Source organism: Mesorhizobium sp. GW821-FHT07A06 (genome assembly GCF_059419085.1).
The window spans coordinates 49,259-66,455 of record NZ_JBWKRC010000009.1; the positions used below are offsets into that span (position 1 = coordinate 49,259).

The window sequence follows — 17,197 nt, forward strand, 5'->3', positions numbered from 1 at the left end:
GCCGGTTGGATGCGCCGATGACACGTTGGCTGCCGCGGATATTCAGCATGATCGCGCTGGCCGGTTTTTCAGCGGCAGTGTGGTTTGCCGGACCTCTGATCCGCTTCGCCGATAGCCGTCCTCTCGGGCCGGCCTGGCTGCGCGCGGCAATCATCGGTGTGATCGTGGCGGCCGTAGCGCTCTTCCATGGATTGCGTTTCTGGCGGATGCGCAAGGCACAAAAGGCGCTGGAGACCGCCGTTGCCCGCAATGATGACAGGGATGACGACTCACTGGTGCTCGAGGCGCGCATGAACGAAGCCATCGCCGCGCTCAAACGGTCGAGCGGCAAGCGCAATTTCCTCTATGAGATCCCCTGGTATATCATCATCGGCCCGCCCGGAGCGGGCAAGACAACGGCACTGGTCAATTCGGGTCTGAATTTTCCGCTGGCAGGTTCGGGTGATGCCCAGCCGGTCGCCGGTGTCGGCGGAACACGTGCCTGCGACTGGTGGTTTACCGACGAGGCCGTGCTGATCGACACCGCTGGACGCTACACGACGCAGGATTCCAATGCCGAGAGCGACAAGAAGAGCTGGCTCGCCTTCCTGTCGCTGCTCAAGAAATACCGCACGCGGCAGCCGATAAACGGCGTCATCCTGGCTATCAGCCTCGCCGATCTCATCAGCCTCGACGATCAGCAGCTTGATGCTCACGTCGTGGAGATACGCAGCCGGCTGCGGGAAATCCACGAGACGCTGAAGATCCAGTTTCCAGTGTATCTGCTGTTCACCAAGGCCGATCTCGTTTCGGGGTTCACGGATTACTTCGGCGCTTTCGATGAGCCCCGCCGACGCAAGGTCTGGGGCGCGACGTTCCAAACCACGGATCGCAACAAGAACATGGCGGCCGAGGCCCCGGCCGAATTCGATGCGCTGGCAAGACGCCTGGTCGAAGAGATGCCGGACCGCCTTCAAGAAGAGGTCGATCCGGTAGCGCGCATATCCGCTTTTGGCTTTCCGGCGCAGTTTGGGGCGCTGAAGAGCCGAATTGCGCGTTTTATCGCCGGCTTGTTCGATCCGGCCCGCAGCCAGGTGAATGTCAGCCTGCGTGGCCTCTATTTTTCGTCAGGTACGCAAGAGGGAACGCCAATCGACCAGGTGTTGGGCGCGATCGGCCGCAGCTTCGGCGGCAATTCCCGCGCCCATTTTTCGGGAACCGGCAAAAGCTTCTTTTTGCATGATCTGCTGACGGGCGTCATTTTTGCTGAATCCGGATGGGTCTCCTACGACAAATCGGCTGTAAGGCGTGCGGCGATCGCCAGATTTGCAGGACTTTGCGCCATCGCGTTGATCGCCGCGGCGGCCCTCGGCACCTTGGCCCTGAGCTTCACGGCCAACAGGTCGCTGATCGCCTCCACAACGCTGGCCATGGGCCAGTATCGCGCGACGGCGGACGCGCTGCTCAAAACTACCGAGGTCACCGACGTCGACCTCGAAAACGTCATCGGCCCGCTCGACCAGTTGCGCGATCTGCCGGCCGGGTTCGAAATCGGCGACGTGTCGACACCGATCGAGGAGACCTTCGGCCTCGGCCAACGCGAGAGACTTGTTTCGGCGTCCAGGACGGCTTACCGGCAAGCGCTGGAACGCATGTTGCGGTCGCGTTTGCTGATCCAGGCCGAGCGGACGATCCAGGCCAGGATGGCCGATCCCGCCGCGCTTTACGAGCCGTTGAAGATCTATCTGATGCTCGGCGGCAAGGCGCCGAAGGTCGACGACGCGCTGATCGTTTCCTGGATGAAGCAGGATTGGGAGCAAAACCGGTATCCAGGCGAGAACAACCGCGCGGGACGCGAGCAACTCGAAAAGCACCTGCGCGCCATGCTTGCCCTGGACGACGCGTATGATCCGGTTTTCGAACTCAACCAGCCCCTCATCGAAGCCGCTCAGCGTTCGCTCGGGCGCATGAGCCTCGCCGACCGCGCCTCCGCCTTGATCAAGTCGGCGGTGTATTCGGCGGCGCTGGACGATTTTTCCTTTTCCATGAAAGGCGGACCGGAAGCGCGGCTGTTGTTCGAACGTGTCGATGGCAGCGATCTGTCGGGCCTTCGCGTGCCCGGCCTCTATACCTGGGCAGGTTTCAACCACTTCTATCTCGGACAGCTTTCGCACATTGCGCAGATGCTCGTCGACGACCAGTGGGTGCTCGGCGGCGGCGGCGAGCAAGGCGGCATCGACCAGGAGTTGCTCAAGCTCGGCCCCGAACTTCTCGATCGTTACGGGAAGGAGTTCGCAACGGCGTGGAACGGCGTTCTCGACGGGTTGAAGTTCAAGGCGATGCTGAAGGACAAGCCGCATTATATCGCGCTTTCCGCCGTCGCCTCGCCATCCTCGCCGATCGAACAGCTGTTTACGGCGATCGCCGACGAGACAGCACTGACGCGGAGCACTGCTTCCGGCCAGGACTCAGGCACCGAAGCCGGCACGGTTCAAGGCCAGTCACAGGAGGCTGTAAACATGGCCAGGGGCCTGGCTCGCATCGGCATACAAATCGCCACCGGAAAATCGCAAAGCCGTGCCGGCACAGGATCCGCAAACGCGCAAAACCAAAATCCCGGGGCCAACATCGAAGCGCAGTTCAGGTCATTCCAGGCCTTGGTGAGCGGTCCTGCCGGACACCGCCCGATCGATGCCTTGACCCAGAATTTCCGCGATATCTACCAGAGCCTGAAACTGGCGACCGACGTTCCCTCCCAGACGGAACGCGTCAACGCAAACCTGCAACTCCAGATAGCCACCCTTCGCGCCAATGCCTCACGCCTGCCCAAGCAGCTCGCCAGAATGGTCAATGCGACGGCGGACGAGTTCGAAGGCAACGTCACCGAGACCTCGGTGGCGAATTTGAACCAGATGCTTGATCAATCGGTCACGGCGCCCTGCGAGGCGGCCGTCAACGGCCGTTACCCTTTCTCCGGCAATGGTGCCGAGGACATGGCAATGGCGGATTTCGCGAAACTGTTCGCCCCCGGCGGGCTGATGGACCGGTTCTTCGCCCAGAATCTCGCGTCGCTGATCGACATGACGGGCCAGGACTGGAGCTGGAAGCAGGATGCGCGCTTCGGGCGCGGCCTGTCTAAGTCGACGCTGAAGAACTTCCAGCTGGCGGCCGAAATCCGCAGCGCCTTTTTCCCCCAAGGCGGTTCGGTGCCCTCGGTCAGCGTCACCTTCACGCCGTTCTCACTGCATGGCGACGCCGACGCGGCGGTGCTCGATGTCGATGGCCAGACCGTCCAGAGCAACCAGGCGGGCAACACGCCGAGCACGGTGACCTGGCCGAGCGGCACGGCTTCCGGATCCGCCAGTCTGAGCCTGACGCCGGAGATGCCAGGCCGCGAATCCGCCCTCAAGTTCGAAGGGCCGTGGGCGCTGAAACGGCTGCTGGACAAGGCGACCATCAGCGGCAACGACCCCAATGTCGAAGCGCGCTTCGTGATCGGCGGGCGCGACGTCACCTATACGATCCAGACCGGCTCCGGGCCCAACCCCTTCTTCCTTCCCGCACTCTCGGGATTCAGCTGTCCGAAGGCGTTTTGAAATGAGCTTCGAGCTTTTCAATACAATGACAGCCTGTATGAGCCTCACGCGCCCGGACCTTAATTTCTATACTTTAATGGTCGAGCCTGTGGCAAAGTGGCGAGAGCGAGCGCCCGCGAGTGCGCCGCAGAGGACGCGCAAGACGCGTTTGGTGGCAAGTTGAGCAATGTCGCCCTTCCCTTTGACAGCTTCGGCGTGAGCCACAAAGGCTGTGTCCGCGAGGTCAACGAAGACAACTATCTGCTGGAGCCACGAACCGGGCTTTGGGTGGTGGCCGACGGGATGGGTGGGCATGATGCCGGAGAGGTCGCCTCGGCCAGCATTGTCGACCATCTGGCCACGATCGGCATCGCAAGCTCCGCTCCGGACCTGCGGGCGCGCTTCGAGGACAGGCTGAGCCGGGCCAATGCCGAGATCCGCAGGATATCGGAATCGCGCGGCATCACCATCGGCTCCACTGTCGCCGCCCTGTTGGCGATGGACGGACGGTTTGCCTGTCTGTGGGCGGGTGACAGCCGGATCTATCTGATCCGCAACGCCTCGATCTCGCAGATTTCGAAGGACCACACCGAAGTGCAGGAACTGCTGGACCGAGGCATGATCAGTGCAGCCGAGGCGCTCACCTGGCCACGCCGCAATGTCATCACGCATGCGGTCGGCGTCAGCGATGACTTCATCATCGACTTCCAGCAAGGCGAACTGATGCCGGGGGATATTTTCGTGCTGAGCACCGATGGGCTGACAGCGCATGTCACCGACGCGGAGATCGAGGCAGCGGTGGTGTCGGCAACGCCGCAGGGGGCCTGCGAAAATCTTTTGGAAACGGTGCTGGCGCGAGGCGGAACGGACAATGTCACCATTGTGCTGGTGAAGATCGGAAACGGGCGCAATGGACAATCGCTCAGCGCTGATCTGTCGAGAGCGGAGGGCTGAGGCTGATGAGCGCCGACGACAAGACGCGAATATCGCCGCAGGTGGCCAACACCGCCGTGGGCACGCAGCTCAGCGGCATCTACGAACTTGACGAGCGGATCGCATTCGGCGGCATGGGCGAGGTCTACCGTGGCCACAACATCCAGACCGGAGATCACGTCGCGATCAAGATCGTCCTGCCCGAGTTTGCCCGTGACCAGACGATCCTGTCCTTGTTCCGCAAGGAGGCCTCGATCCTCAACCATTTGTCGCATGACGCGGTCGTGCGATACCACGTCTTCACCATCGATCCCGGGATCGGCCGTCCCTACCTTGCCATGGAATTCGTCGACGGCGAGTCGCTGTTCGACATCATGCGACGCGGGCCGATGCCGGTGGAAGAGGTGCGCAAGCTCTGCCATCGCCTCGCATCCGGCCTGAGCGCCGTGCATCAGGCGGGCGCGATCCACCGCGACCTTTCACCCGACAACATCATCCTGCCGGGAGGCCGCGTCGACCGTGCAAAGATCATCGATTTCGGCATTGCGCGATCGGCGACCGTGGGCGGTGAGACGCTGATCGGCGGAAAGTTCGCGGGAAAGTACAACTACGTTTCACCCGAACAGCTCGGCCTTTACAGCGGCGACGTCCGTGAACAGTCCGACATCTACAGCCTTGGGCTGGTGCTGGCCGCCGCCCTGCGCGGCAAGCCGATCGACATGAGCGGATCGCAGTTCGAGATCATCGAAAAGCGCCGGACCGTGCCCGACCTCGCCGACATCGACGAGGACTTTCGCGGCATTGTCGAAGCCATGCTGCAACCGGATCCGCGGGACCGGCCGGTCAGCATGGCGGATATCGCCAGGATGACGCGCGACGAGGACGAAGAAACAACGCCGCCGACGTCGATCACCCCCCGCGACCGGCCGGGCTTGCCTCGAGCCGGGCAGACCCTTGCTCCCGATCCCAGAGCGCAGCCCCAGCCATCCTACGTCCCGGGACACGGTGCGCCAGCGGCAGTGGGCGCGGGCGCGCAGCCCTTCGTGCCGCATGTCCGGCCCGCGCTTTTATCCGAACCGCAGCCTCGGGCGAATCCCAGCCCGCCCCGTGCTGCCGCACGCAACGCTCCAGGAAAACCCGGAAGGACCCGCACCGCCGCGATCGCCGCCGTGGCGATGCTGGCTGTCGCCTCAGGCGCGGGCCTTTACTTGGCCGGCTTCATGACGCCTGCGCCGCCGATTGCGGGCAAGACGTCGCTTTCCGCGTCCGAACTGTCAAAGCCTGCTGCGGAAACGGCAAAGCCGCTCCCGGCCGACAAGATCGCGAACGCCCCGGAACCGGCAAAGCCGGTTCCGCCCGCACAGCCGGAAGCCAGCGTGGCTCCGGCTGAAAATCAGCCAGGGGCAGAGGTGGCTCAAAAGCCACGGCCGGCCAAACCCGCGGAAGCTCTCTCACCGGCCGAGGCACCCCCGAAGCCGCCGGCAATGGCGGCGCAACCGCAAACAGAAGCGGGCACGCCGTCGGCTGAAAGCCAGGCTGATGCCAAGCCGGTGCAAGCGCCGGAGCCGGCGAAGCCCACAGCCTCCGCGCAAACCGAAGAACCCCCGAAGCCATCCGCAGCGGAGGTGAAGCAGCCGTCCGAAACGGCATCGCCGGCAATCCAGCCGGATACGATGGCCAGCAACAGCCAAATGTCGGCCCCAGCATCCGGGACGACAGCTCCAACCCCGCCAGCCGAGAAGGTCGCAACGCCGCCGCCGGCCCAGCCAGAGGCCGTGCAGATCCCCAAGCCTGAGCCACAGATCAGTCGGCCGGAGGCACCCGAGGCGGCTGCGCCGGCCCCCAAACCCACTGCAAGCCAGACGGATGGCGCGAACGCCGAGGGTCAGAACGCATCGTTGCCGTCAACCAAACAGCCGGACCAAGCTGTCGTCGCGTTGAACGTGCCCAAACCAGCGATCCCCTCGCCTGTCGACGACAGCGCGCAACGAGTCTCCTGGGTTCGCGACTTCAGCGGCGGTGACTGTTTCTATGCGACCATGACGTCATCAGCCGACAAGCCCCCCGCGATCGAAGGATTTGGCACGGCGGTCCAGCCATTCGAACGGATGCTGGGCGCTTTCCAGGCAAAATTCCGTGTCGAGCCGGACATCAGCGTCCGCCTCATTGAGCAGAGCCAATGCGAAGTCACCAACTTTCTGCGCTTTCTGGGACAGACCGCGGCCGACAGACCGCAACTTGTTCTCGACCGGACATCGGTGCCGGATGGTACGCCGATCCGCGGTACGCTGGTGACGCGTGGCGGGCTCATTTCCAGTGTGCTGCTGATCGACCACAAGGGCATGGTGTTCAATCTCGACGACCGCATCGTCGTGCAACCGGACAAGGCCACTTTCAGCATTCCGATCGGGCTGGGCGCCGCCGACAAAGCCACTGGGAAGGCCGTGCCGCAGATCATAATGGTGATCACAGGCCCGCAGGATATTCAGGCTGCTGCCTTCTCCACGCCAACGCCAGCCTCGGTGCTGCTGCCAAAAATTCTCGAGGAGATCGAAACCGACGGATCTCAGTTTTCAGCCACTGCCAAGTATTTCCGGCTCGGCGGATAGCATGGGCGCCCGATGGAACCCAGCCGCGCGTGTTTGCCCCCTGCCGCCCTGCCCATAGAGCAGCGTGATCCGGCTCGAACCCTGCCTGCCCTGACTGGCCGCATCAAGCTCGCGGTCATGGCGGGAGCGGCACTGCTGGCCATGCTGGCATCCAGCGAAGCGCGCGCCGAATTCACGGTCTGCAACCAGACACTCGACGTCGTCAATCTGGCGGTCGGCCAGAGGGTCGACAATGCGGACCAGACCGACGGCTGGTGGACCATCGGCGCAAATCAATGCGTGAACGTCATCCGCGAGGAACTGACGAACCGTTACATCTACATCTATGCGACGGATGTGTTTGGTCACGCGATCCTTACCGGATCGACCGAGATGTGCATCGAGCGACGACGCTTTTCGATACGCGGCATCGACGATTGCTGGCAGCGTGGCCATATCGCGGCGCAATTTCTCGAAGTCGATACGCTTGAACAGGTGCGGTGGACCTTCTTCCTGACCGGAAACAGTCCGTGACGCACAGCATCGACACGAGCTTCAAGCAGAAGAAGCAGGCGCGAGCCGCGCTGCGCAGGCGCACGCTTTGGCGCAGGCTCATTGCCGGTTTCGCTGTGGTGATCCTGCTGTCCATCGCCGCCGGTTTCTACTTAACCGCGGACTATTGGTCGTTCGGCGACGAAGACGAGGAATTGCACGCCGTCGAAGGTGCGGACGATGTGCCGGCCGATGCCTCCGTCTACGTGCCCGCCATCATAGACCTGGCTGGAGATCCGATGTGGATCACCCTGGCACCCGATGCCGACACCGCAAGCAAGGGCCATACGGTGGCACGGCCGGCCGAGCTCGACAGTTCCGGCGCCTCGCCGCAGATCGAGATCCTCTCCGACGTGATGCTTAGCGCCAGCGAAAAGTTCATGACGACGATCCCGTCGACGCAGGAGGACTTCGCGTTCTTCCAGGCGCAGCGGCGGACCGCTCCGGCATCTCCGGCCGCCGCACCCACAGAGCAGGCCGCCCCGCCTGCCCCGGCGTCGCCACCGGACGACCAGCAGGGCGACCTGAATAACGACCTTCAGGCGGCACCCGATGCGGGTGGGGCCCCGGCTGTTCCGGTGCCCAAGCAGGATGCCGACGACCCGGAGGCCGGCTGGGGAGAGACCGTCAATCAGGGCGAGGCAGCGCTGCCCGCTTTCACGAAGACCCAGATCGAGAACAATACGACCGTGGCAACCGTGACCAACGAATACCAGCGCTTCGAGGCGACCGAAGACACGTTCGTGAAGATCCTCAACGACCGCAGCCTGGACAGCGTTGTGCTCGATGCACATTTCTCCACCGACGATGCCAAACTGGCGGGCGAAGCGCTGAAGGCGCTCTTCAACCGGGACGGGCTGGAACCGGGTTATGTCGTCGCCATGCGCGGGTTCCGGCCGAACCGCGGCACGGCCACGATGTCGCTCATGCAGGTTTCGGTCTACGCCAAGAATGTCTTTGTCGGCACGCTGACGCGCGACGCCGCGGGCGCCTTCGTGTCGGGTGTCGACCCCTGGGTGCGCGAGGACCTGTTCAACTATTCCGGTACCGATCAAGGCGGGCCCAAGCGGCAATACCGCCTGCTCGACGCGATCTATTCGACGGCCGCGCGCAACAAGGTCCCGACCGGCGTCATCGGCGAGGCGATCATGTACCTGTCGCGAGGACAGGACCTCGACGCCTTCGCCAGCGAGGACCAGCGCCTGGTGCTGATCTACTCGCAGACGCCGCGCGGCAAGGACGAGACGTCCGGGCGGGTGCTTTATGTCGGCGTCCAGGGCGGTGAGAAGACCATCGACTGTTTCGTCTTCCAGCAGAGCGACGGCCAGTTCGCCTGCGTGACGGGCAATGACGAGGTGCGCTCGCTGACTGTCGCCAACGGCATGGTCACGCCGGTGAACGGGGTCATGACCTCGACGTTCGGCCCGCGCAAGCACCCGATCCTCGGCGTCGTTCGCATCCACAAGGGTGTCGATTGGGCAGCCCCTGTCGGCACGCCGGTCGAGGCGGCCTTCGATGGCGAGATCAGTTTCCAGGGCGACGGCGGCAGCTATGGCAATCTGGTGAAGATCTCGCATGCGAACGGGCGCGAAACGCGCTACGCGCATATGCAAAAATTCGCCATTGCGAGCGGCGTCGGCACCAAGGTGAAGGCCGGCGACGTCATTGGCTATATCGGCACCACCGGGCTTTCGACCGGCCCGCATTTGCATTTCGAGCTCTACCAGAATGGCGAGGCGATCGATCCGCTGGGGACCTCCACCACGGTCGCCACCTATGATGCCGGCAATTCCGGCGATGTCGCCGTTGAAACGCTGACCGAGCGGATCGTTCACGTCGAAAGCGGCGGCAGCGCCCGCGCCAAGAACCCGAATTCCTCGGCGACCGGCGCCGGCCAGTTCATAACCAAGACCTGGATCCGGATGATGAATACCTATCGTCCGGAACTCGCGCGCACGCTGTCGACCGCCGACCTCTTGGCTCTGCGCTACGACGCCACCATTTCACGAGAGATGGTGCGCAATCTGGCGCGCGAAGGCGAGGCCTATCTTCGGGCGCGCGGCCACCAGATCACGGCCGGCCGGCTCTATCTCTGTCATTTCCTGGGAATGGAAGGCGCGCACCAGGTGCTGTCGGCGCCAGCTTCGGCGCAACTGAGCGCCGTGCTGGGGTCGGCCGTCATCCAGGCCAACCCGTTTCTCACCGGCAAGACAGCCAGCTATGTGGTGGACTGGGCCGAAAGGAAGATGGGCCAAAAGCTGAGCCGTGTGGCCACCGACGCCAGCCCGCAGACGACGACTACGGAGATCCGCCAGACATCGCCGGAGTTCGAAGAATACAAGCAGGCCGTCACCGCCCTCATAGGTTCGATTCAGAATACGCTTTGAGGCTCCCATCATGGGATTGCGGTCAAGATCACATACGCCCTGCAGGTCGTTGAGAAGTGGCGCAACCGCGGCCGTGCGGCGGGATGATCCCGCCACCCGGGCGCAACAACGACTTCCCGCCAAGGGCACTGACCTTCGGCGCCGTGTGGCCGGGGGTGGCGCGCTCAACCAGCGACCGGTGCGCGCTACTGCGTCTTTATCCGCATTTCCACGCGGCGGTTGACCGGATCGTAAGGGTTGGGGCTGCGTGGATTCTTTTCGCCCATGCCAATGGCGTCAATGCGGGCTGCCTCAATCCCCTTGGCCTTCAGGAAGGCTGCCACCGATTGTGCTCGTCGTTGTGACAAGCCTTCGTTGTAATGCACAGTGCCGGTGGCGTCGGTGTAGCCTTCGACGACGAAGCTGAAGGTGCTCAGCCTGCTGTCCTTGAGAGCCTTGGCGAACTCGTCGAGTTCAGCGCGCGCTGTGGTATCGAGCGCGGCCGAATCCAATCCGAAATTGATCAGCATATCGAGGCTGGATTTTTCGGCCGGCCCGTCCTTCGCCTTGCTCTTGCTTTTGCACTCCTCCTCGGTGCCGACACAAATTCCGCGCGACTTGCCTAGATCGGCCGCGCCGGCAAAAAACTTCACGATGTCTTCTGATTTCTGAACGGGATCGGCGGAAGCGTGGGTCGAGAAAAACACGACCGCCAACACAAAGGCTGTACTGCCCCACTGCATAGCGGTTACTCCTGTTTGAGCATCCGATTTCGACGATCGTGATGATATCAAATCGCAAGGCAATTGTCTGTCGATAAACGCTGGAGCACGATAGTGCCGACGGGTCCCGCGGCGTCAGAGGTTCAGACTTGACCCGCGCCGCGCCTGAGGCTTGAGTGGCCAGGGCTTCTCGATGAAAGCGTGGCGGTCATGGCCAATGGGCTTCGATTCAAGACGGCACGGGATCTTTTCATGGCTTGTCCCGCCATTGCCAGGGACATGGGAACACCTCCAACCGAACAGGACTCGATCGCATTTTGCCGCGACCTCCTTGCCGGACGCGTTCCCGAGGAAGCGATCACCTTTTGTGCCTACCTGCTTCCCGAGCGGGCCGCGGTCTGGTGGGCGCATGAATGCCTGAGCCACTTGACCGACCTGTTCGATGGAACCGATCAAGAACTGCTTGCGCATGTTCGCGACTGGGTGGGTGAACCGGACAATCCCCGCCATCGAGCAGCCGTCGGCACAGCCGCGGCCGCACCACCGACAACGCCGGTCGGCTGGATCGCTCTCGCCGCCGGATGGCGTGACAGCGGCTCGGCCATGGCCACGACCGAGATGGCGGCCTTGCAACCATTTCCTGCCGCCCATGCAGTCAATGCGGGGATACTGGCCGGACTGGCCCGTGTCGCTCTCACGGACCGGTTTGCCGTGCTTTCGGCATTTGTCGACATGGGCATCCAGATGGCCGAGATCGAGGCGTTGCGCCAATCGGCGGATGCCTATTAAGGCCGCCATCCCGGCGGAATCGACTGGAGCCGCCACTTTCCTGCCTATTTGCAGCCGCCCTGCGCCCATTTGGCAAGCGCCACCTTGAAGCGTGTGCCCAGCGGATGTTGCAGGCGCAGCACCGAGACATCGTTGGAGGCAAAATTCTTCGCCTGATCGCACAGCCGGGCCTCGTTCCATTCGTGGCAACCGTCGCAGTGCTTGCCCTCCCAGACCGACTTGTCCAACCCCTCCACCGGGCTGAAAAGCGGCTTGCCCTTGATCAGTTCGGCGATGCTCTTGCCGTCGATCGCCGCATCGCCGAAGTCGATCGGATGGTCGAAAAGGATCGGGGCATCCGACGCCAGTTTGGGGATTTTCCGACGCAGCGCATCAAGCGCAAGCTGGTCATCGCCCTGGTTCGCCGCCGCGCCGGTGTTGCGCGCTTCGGAGCCGCTTTCCGCCTGAGGCGCGCTCGCCTCGCCAACGATCAATGGCGCATTGAGATCGACCTTGTGCAGGACGACCTCCGTGGTCAGCGAAACGTTGATCCAGGGACGCTGCTTGCCGGCTGTTGCCTTGAAGACGTCGCTGGTGACCCTGTTCATGGCCTCGGTGATGGAGACGTTGGATTCGCCGATGTGCTGAAGCAATGCCGCTGTGAAGGGCGAGTGCTCGCCCGACCCGTCATAGGCGAGTTGGTTGGGGCTGGCGGCGAAGGCGACGAGCGTGCCGGCGCCTCCATTCTCGATCGGAATCTCGGCCAGGCCGCTGCTCGCACCGTTGACGCCCGCGGTCTTGGCCAGCGCCTCGGCAAGAGGATTGTCGCGGCAGGCGTCGAGAAATACCAGCCTGATGCTGGTCTCCCGCGACATCTGTCGCAAAACGAAATCAACCGACACAGCCTCGAAGTCGAGAGAGGTCTCGTCCTCCAGCGCGGCGTCGACCGGAAGCAGGTAGTTCTTGCCGGAAACCTGCAAGCCGTGCCCGGCATAGAAAAAGAGCGCGATGTCGGCACCACGCACCTGTTTTGCGAACTGGGCGATCGTCGCCTGCGTCTGCAATTTGGTTTCGTCGAAACCGGAAACGACCTCGAAGTCGAGCTTCTTCAAGCGTTCGGCCATGACCTGGGCGTCGCGCACCGGATTGGCGAGCGCCGCCGCGTGCTGGTACTGGGCGTTGCCGAGGACAAGCGCCACGCGGCGCTCGGCGCTGGCGCCCGTCAAACTCAACAGCAAGGCGAGCGCCGCAAGACAGGCGGCGCGAAAGAAGCCACCGCAACGGGCGATCGGATCGGACTTCACCGCGACCTCAAAGCTTGGTGGCGGAAAACTCGATCCGCCGATTGAGCGCCTTGTTCTTGGGGGTATCGTTGGCGGCAACCGGCCGCTCCTCGCCGTAGCCCGTGGAACTGACCTGGTTGCGTGGAATGCCGGCGGCAACCAACGCATCCGCAACCGCCTGGGCCCGGCGCTCCGACAACAGCTTGTTCGCCTCCGGCGATCCGTCTGAATCGGTATAACCGGAGACCTCGACCTTCAGGCTCGGGCATTTTCCGACGACGCCTTCAACCTCGGTCAGCAAGGGACGGCTTTTCGCGTCGAGCCGCGCGCTGGCAGGCCGGAAATATATGGCGCCGGTGCGCGAGAGCACGGCGAACCTGTTCAGGCATTCCTCGTCGCTGAAGTTCGCCTTGGCGGCATCCGTGGCAACCGGACCCACATCGGCCGAACTCGCCGCGGCGACCTGGGTGGCGGCCGGCTTGCTGCCGTCCGCGGTAAAGACGAAATCGAACGATACCGACGCGGTTGGCACGATGTTGGTGACGTTGGCGGCCTGCTGCAGCTTGTCGATGTTCGGCAACAGGCCGAAATCCTCGACATGGACCGCGACCGGAGCTTCCGAGGCAACCGACACCATGGTGTCGCTGATCATGGTGACGACGACACTGGCCTCGAGGTCCTTGTCGACGCCGTGCAGATTGAGGCGGAAGGGCAGCGTTGCCTTCACCCTGCGCTTTGTCGCGAGGTCGCCGAATGCGGCAGGATCCACCTTCGCCGTAAGCTCGGCGGTCGGGTATTTGAATGTCTCGAAGAACAGGAAGCGCATGCGGACATTGCGCAGATCGACGCCGGTATCGACCGAATTGAGGTCGAACGTGACCTTGGCATCACCCGCCGAACTCAGTGTGCCGGTGATGTTCCTGATCTTGTTGGTCTCGACGATCGTGTTCTTCTTGACCGACTGGTATGTGATCACCGAAGCGGTGGGATCGAGCGTCCAGTTCGGCGCGGCGCCTGACGCTTGCGATCCGAACAGCAGCAGCCCGGAGAAAGCCACGACCAGGCCAAGAGCCCTTAGGGTGAGGTTCCCAGACCCCGTTTTCCACCGGAATGCGACGACTTCGAACATGGAACGCCCCTGCCCAGGACAACCGTATCGACACGACACCAATCGCGAGCATAGAGCACTTGCGGCTGGTTGGCGAGCAACTCCCGAGAATCCCGATACTACCGGAAAATCGGCCAGGAACTGCCGCATTCGTGCAGGCCGTAAACTAAGCCTCTGTGAAAACGGTACGGGAGTCGGCTACGACCAAAATCTCGAGGCTTGCTCAACCTCCCCAGCCGCCTCCGCCGCTGCTGCTGCCTCCACCACTGCTGCCTCCGCCGCTTCCGCCAGCGCCGCCGCCTCCACCCGCCGTAGGAACGACAGGCGGGGAAACAATGGATTCCTCAACCGGCTTGATCACCTTCTTGGCGGTGACCTTCTTCTGCTGGCCGATCTTTGGCGTGGACGTCGTGCGAACCAGCTTCGGCCTATGTTTCGTCGTCGTCACCGTCGATTCGGCCTTGGGCGCGACGGACATGCAGCCCGTTAGCGCCGCAAGGGCACCGGATAGAACTGCCGCAATCAATGCCTGCTTCACTGCCCTGCCCACAGTTACCTCCTTGTGCGTCAAAACAAGTCCCGTCGCGGGTTGGCTTGCTCCCAAACCGCTCTGGCTGCCTTGACCAGTTGGTCGTCCAGCGAACCGTTCGCCGGGATCTTCGACTTGAGTTCGCCGCGCAACTGCTTGAGCGCCGCGGCTTTTGTTTTCGCCCCGAATTTTGTCAGCGCCGTCTGGGCGCCCGGCAGTTCCTTGCGAAGATCAAGTGCGACCGCGAAGGCCAGATAACGCACCGCTTTCGCCTGGTCAGCCTTGTCGCCCTTCTGCATCTCGAGCGCGGCGCGATCATACGCACCGGATTGATCGCCGCGAGCGGTGGCCAGCTCGAACAGTCGTTGCGCTTCATCGAGGTTTCGTCCTACACCGACACCGTCGCGATACATGCGGGCGAGGCTAGCCGGAGCATAAGGCTGGCCGAGATCCATGGCCTGCTGGAAAAGCCCTTGCGCCTGCCTGGGATCCTTGCCGACGCCCACGCCGGCCAAATAGTTACGGCCGAGCAGATTCATCGAATACATGTCCTGCCGCTCCACGCCAGCTTTCAGAAAAGCCACGGCGCGGGACGGATCCGCAGGCACGCCATTACGGCCCTCCGTGAAGATCGCGGCGAGATCGTTCATCGCGTAGGTATGGCCCATGGCTGCCGCCTTGAGCAGCAGGTCCAGCCCCTTGCCGGTATCGCGCTCGACACCATAGCCATTGAACAATGCACGGCCCCAGGACGTCATCCCGTAAGGATCGCCCTTGTCGGACGCGGCGGCGTAGAAGCTATTGGCCTGCTTGCGGTCGACGGGCATTCCCGTTCCCGTCGCATTGAGGTAGCCCAGCTCGAACACCGCGCGAACGTGGCCTTTATCGGCTGCCGCCTGGATCGCTTTCTTGGCGTCCTCGACCTTGCCGGCCGCAAGCAGCGCCCGGCCCAGCTCGTAGCGGAAGCGGGCGACATCGGGATAGGCCTTCACCGCCGCCTCGCAGGCCTTGACCGCCTCGGCGCCAATTTCATTCGGCAGCAGGCCGGGAACCACGCCTTGCAGATCGAGAGGCTCGCCGGCGGCCTGGTCGCACGGATCGACGCTTGGCGACAGTTTCATCGTGGCGGGCTTTGAGGAGCTGCTGTCGGCCCGGATCTCGAAGCCGACCTCGACAGCACCGGCAGCACCAATCTGGGGTTCGTAGCGCAGCAGGTCGACCTCATCCGCCATCAGGCTCGACTCTGGCGACAGAGCACGGTCCGGCAGGGACAGGGTTCCCGTTGCCGGGTAGCTCGCGAGTTTCAGGCTGACCGCAGGATCCCGGGTCGGGAAGTCCAGCTTCAGCGGAACCGGGCCGACACCGACCGGAACGCTGATCTCGCGGTCTTCGATCGCCTCGGCGGCGCCGGTGATGTGGATGCCCCGCTCCAGCACCTGCTGCTTCTGCTCCGTATCGAGCGAGGCCACGATCTGTTCGCCCTCGGCGCCCTGGCCGTCCTTGACGCGGAACACCATGATGCCCTGGGCCTGACCGCCCCAATTGTCATGCGTGGCGTAGGCCAGCATGTCGACCTCTTCGGGCGCACCGACGCCCTTGGGCACATCCATCTTCAGGCGCGGCAGGTCCCTGCCCTCGATCTGTTCGCCGACCGCGACAGCCTTGCCGTCCAGCAGCAGGCGTCCAAGCGCGGGCGGCCTTTCGATGCTGACCGTGATCGATCCGCCATCGACATCGACCGGTTCCGGCAGATCCAGGGCAACAGGTCCGACACCCGAGGGCACGACTTTTTCGAGAACCGGCGGCAGCGAAGGTCGGCTGGCGCGGCGCATCAGGACAACCTCGTCGATGAGCGACGAATTCTCCCAGGGAACCTGCTTGCCGTCGGTGGCCTCGACCACATCGCGGCGCACCGCGGCCATGACCGTGCGTATCTCCTGGTTGGGCGCCAGCGCGCGATGCGAGAATGCGGATGAAAACGGGCTGAGGTCTCCCGCTCCATCATAAGCGACCGCTCCTGGCTCGGTGGCAAAGGCAATCAGTGTGTTGAGCGAGCTTTTGACCTGAGCAAGACCGGTATTGCCCGCCGTGATCAGCTGATCCCTCAACCAATAATCCTTGCGCGGAAACGGGTTGTTGCGACAGGCATCGAGGATGATCACCTGGATCTTCGATTTCGCGCGCAATTGCTGCAGGACATCGTCCAGCTTGACCGCCTGGACCTCTATGTCGGCCGCATTCTTTAGCGAGGCATCGACGGGGATCAGGAAATTCTCGCCGCCGATCTGAAAGCCATGGCCGGAATAGTAGACGACGGACAGATCGGCGCCATCCGCCGCCGCGAGGTAGTTGCGGAACTGCTTCTCGAACTGCAACTTTGTGAGATCCTTGGCGACGAACACTTCGAAGCCGGCCAGCCGAAACGTCTTGGATACGTCCTCGGCATCCTTGTCGGGGTTCTTGAGAGCAGGGATTTCCCGGTACTGGGAATTGCCGATCACCAGGGCCACCCTTCGATCGGCCGACGCATCGAAACTTGTAAGGGCCGCGACAAGGACGACCGCGATCAATCCGCAAAGCCGGAGCATGGCAACTGCCTCAACCGCCGCGACCTGACGACCACAAGCTCCCCAGATTGTGGCATCAAGATCTGTTGAAGAACTCACAATCCGCAGCGACAGGGACAGAAACAAGACCGGAAACCCGTCGCCGCAGCTGGCACCTTCCTCATCCGAATGTGTAAACTACCTCACGACCGAACCATTCGCAATGAGTGTCGAACCGCTCGGCCAGC

At 63.1% G+C, this 17,197-nt stretch carries 11 protein-coding genes; 6 read left to right on the top strand and 5 right to left on the bottom strand.

Annotation, left to right across the window (positions count from 1 at the left end; all coding sequences use genetic code 11):
- The first annotated feature begins 17 nt into the window (after positions 1 to 17).
- From tssM to AC07SZ_RS25150, 5 genes are all read left to right on the top strand, one after another.
- Positions 18 to 3,575 (top strand): type VI secretion system membrane subunit TssM, encoded by a 3,558-nt coding sequence (gene tssM, locus AC07SZ_RS25130; RefSeq protein ID WP_494916330.1) that lies wholly within the window; start codon positions 18 to 20, stop codon positions 3,573 to 3,575.
- A 159-nt stretch (positions 3,576 to 3,734) separates the two neighbouring features.
- Positions 3,735 to 4,508 (top strand): PP2C family protein-serine/threonine phosphatase, encoded by a 774-nt coding sequence (locus AC07SZ_RS25135; RefSeq protein ID WP_056565005.1) that lies wholly within the window; start codon positions 3,735 to 3,737, stop codon positions 4,506 to 4,508.
- A 5-nt stretch (positions 4,509 to 4,513) separates the two neighbouring features.
- The gene (locus AC07SZ_RS25140) at positions 4,514 to 7,096 is read left to right on the top strand and encodes a serine/threonine-protein kinase (RefSeq protein WP_494916332.1); all 2,583 of its coding nucleotides are present in this window, start codon (positions 4,514 to 4,516) and stop codon (positions 7,094 to 7,096) included.
- Between the two features lie 117 nt (positions 7,097 to 7,213).
- The gene (locus tag AC07SZ_RS25145) at positions 7,214 to 7,609 is read left to right on the top strand and encodes a DUF1036 domain-containing protein (RefSeq protein ID WP_081294656.1); all 396 of its coding nucleotides are present in this window, start codon (positions 7,214 to 7,216) and stop codon (positions 7,607 to 7,609) included.
- Positions 7,606 to 10,014 (top strand): M23 family metallopeptidase, encoded by a 2,409-nt coding sequence (locus AC07SZ_RS25150; RefSeq protein ID WP_494916334.1) that lies wholly within the window; start codon positions 7,606 to 7,608, stop codon positions 10,012 to 10,014. The genes AC07SZ_RS25145 and AC07SZ_RS25150 overlap by 4 nt, the downstream gene beginning before the upstream one ends.
- A 185-nt stretch (positions 10,015 to 10,199) precedes the next feature.
- Here the strand turns inward: AC07SZ_RS25150 and AC07SZ_RS25155 are convergent, their stop codons facing one another.
- Positions 10,200 to 10,736, bottom strand: coding sequence for an OmpA family protein (locus tag AC07SZ_RS25155; RefSeq protein ID WP_494916336.1), 537 nt, complete (start codon positions 10,734 to 10,736; stop codon positions 10,200 to 10,202).
- Between the two features lie 231 nt (positions 10,737 to 10,967).
- Here AC07SZ_RS25155 and AC07SZ_RS25160 point away from each other — a divergent pair, with 231 nt between their 5' ends.
- Positions 10,968 to 11,504: a DUF6931 family protein gene (locus AC07SZ_RS25160; protein WP_244493917.1), complete on the top strand. Its 537-nt coding sequence runs from the start codon at positions 10,968 to 10,970 to the stop codon at positions 11,502 to 11,504.
- 44 nt (positions 11,505 to 11,548) lie between these two features.
- On the opposite strand, the gene AC07SZ_RS25165 is transcribed toward AC07SZ_RS25160, so the two are convergent.
- The 4 genes from AC07SZ_RS25165 to AC07SZ_RS25180 all read right to left on the bottom strand — a co-directional run bounded on the left by AC07SZ_RS25165 (position 11,549) and on the right by AC07SZ_RS25180 (position 16,991).
- Positions 11,549 to 12,787: a caspase family protein gene (locus tag AC07SZ_RS25165; RefSeq protein ID WP_494916337.1), complete on the bottom strand. Its 1,239-nt coding sequence runs from the start codon at positions 12,785 to 12,787 to the stop codon at positions 11,549 to 11,551.
- Positions 12,788 to 12,794: 7 nt separating this feature from the next.
- Complete coding sequence (locus AC07SZ_RS25170) at positions 12,795 to 13,895, bottom strand: OmpA family protein (protein WP_494916339.1); 1,101 nt, start codon at positions 13,893 to 13,895, stop codon at positions 12,795 to 12,797.
- Positions 13,896 to 14,097: 202 nt separating this feature from the next.
- A complete protein-coding gene (locus AC07SZ_RS25175; RefSeq protein ID WP_494916340.1) occupies positions 14,098 to 14,424 on the bottom strand; it encodes a hypothetical protein in 327 nt (108 codons plus the stop codon).
- Positions 14,425 to 14,441: 17 nt separating this feature from the next.
- Positions 14,442 to 16,991 carry a caspase family protein gene (locus AC07SZ_RS25180; protein WP_494916341.1) on the bottom strand — a complete coding sequence of 850 codons (2,550 nt, stop codon included), beginning with the start codon at positions 16,989 to 16,991 and terminating at the stop codon, positions 14,442 to 14,444.
- Between the last annotated feature and the right edge of the window lie 206 nt (positions 16,992 to 17,197).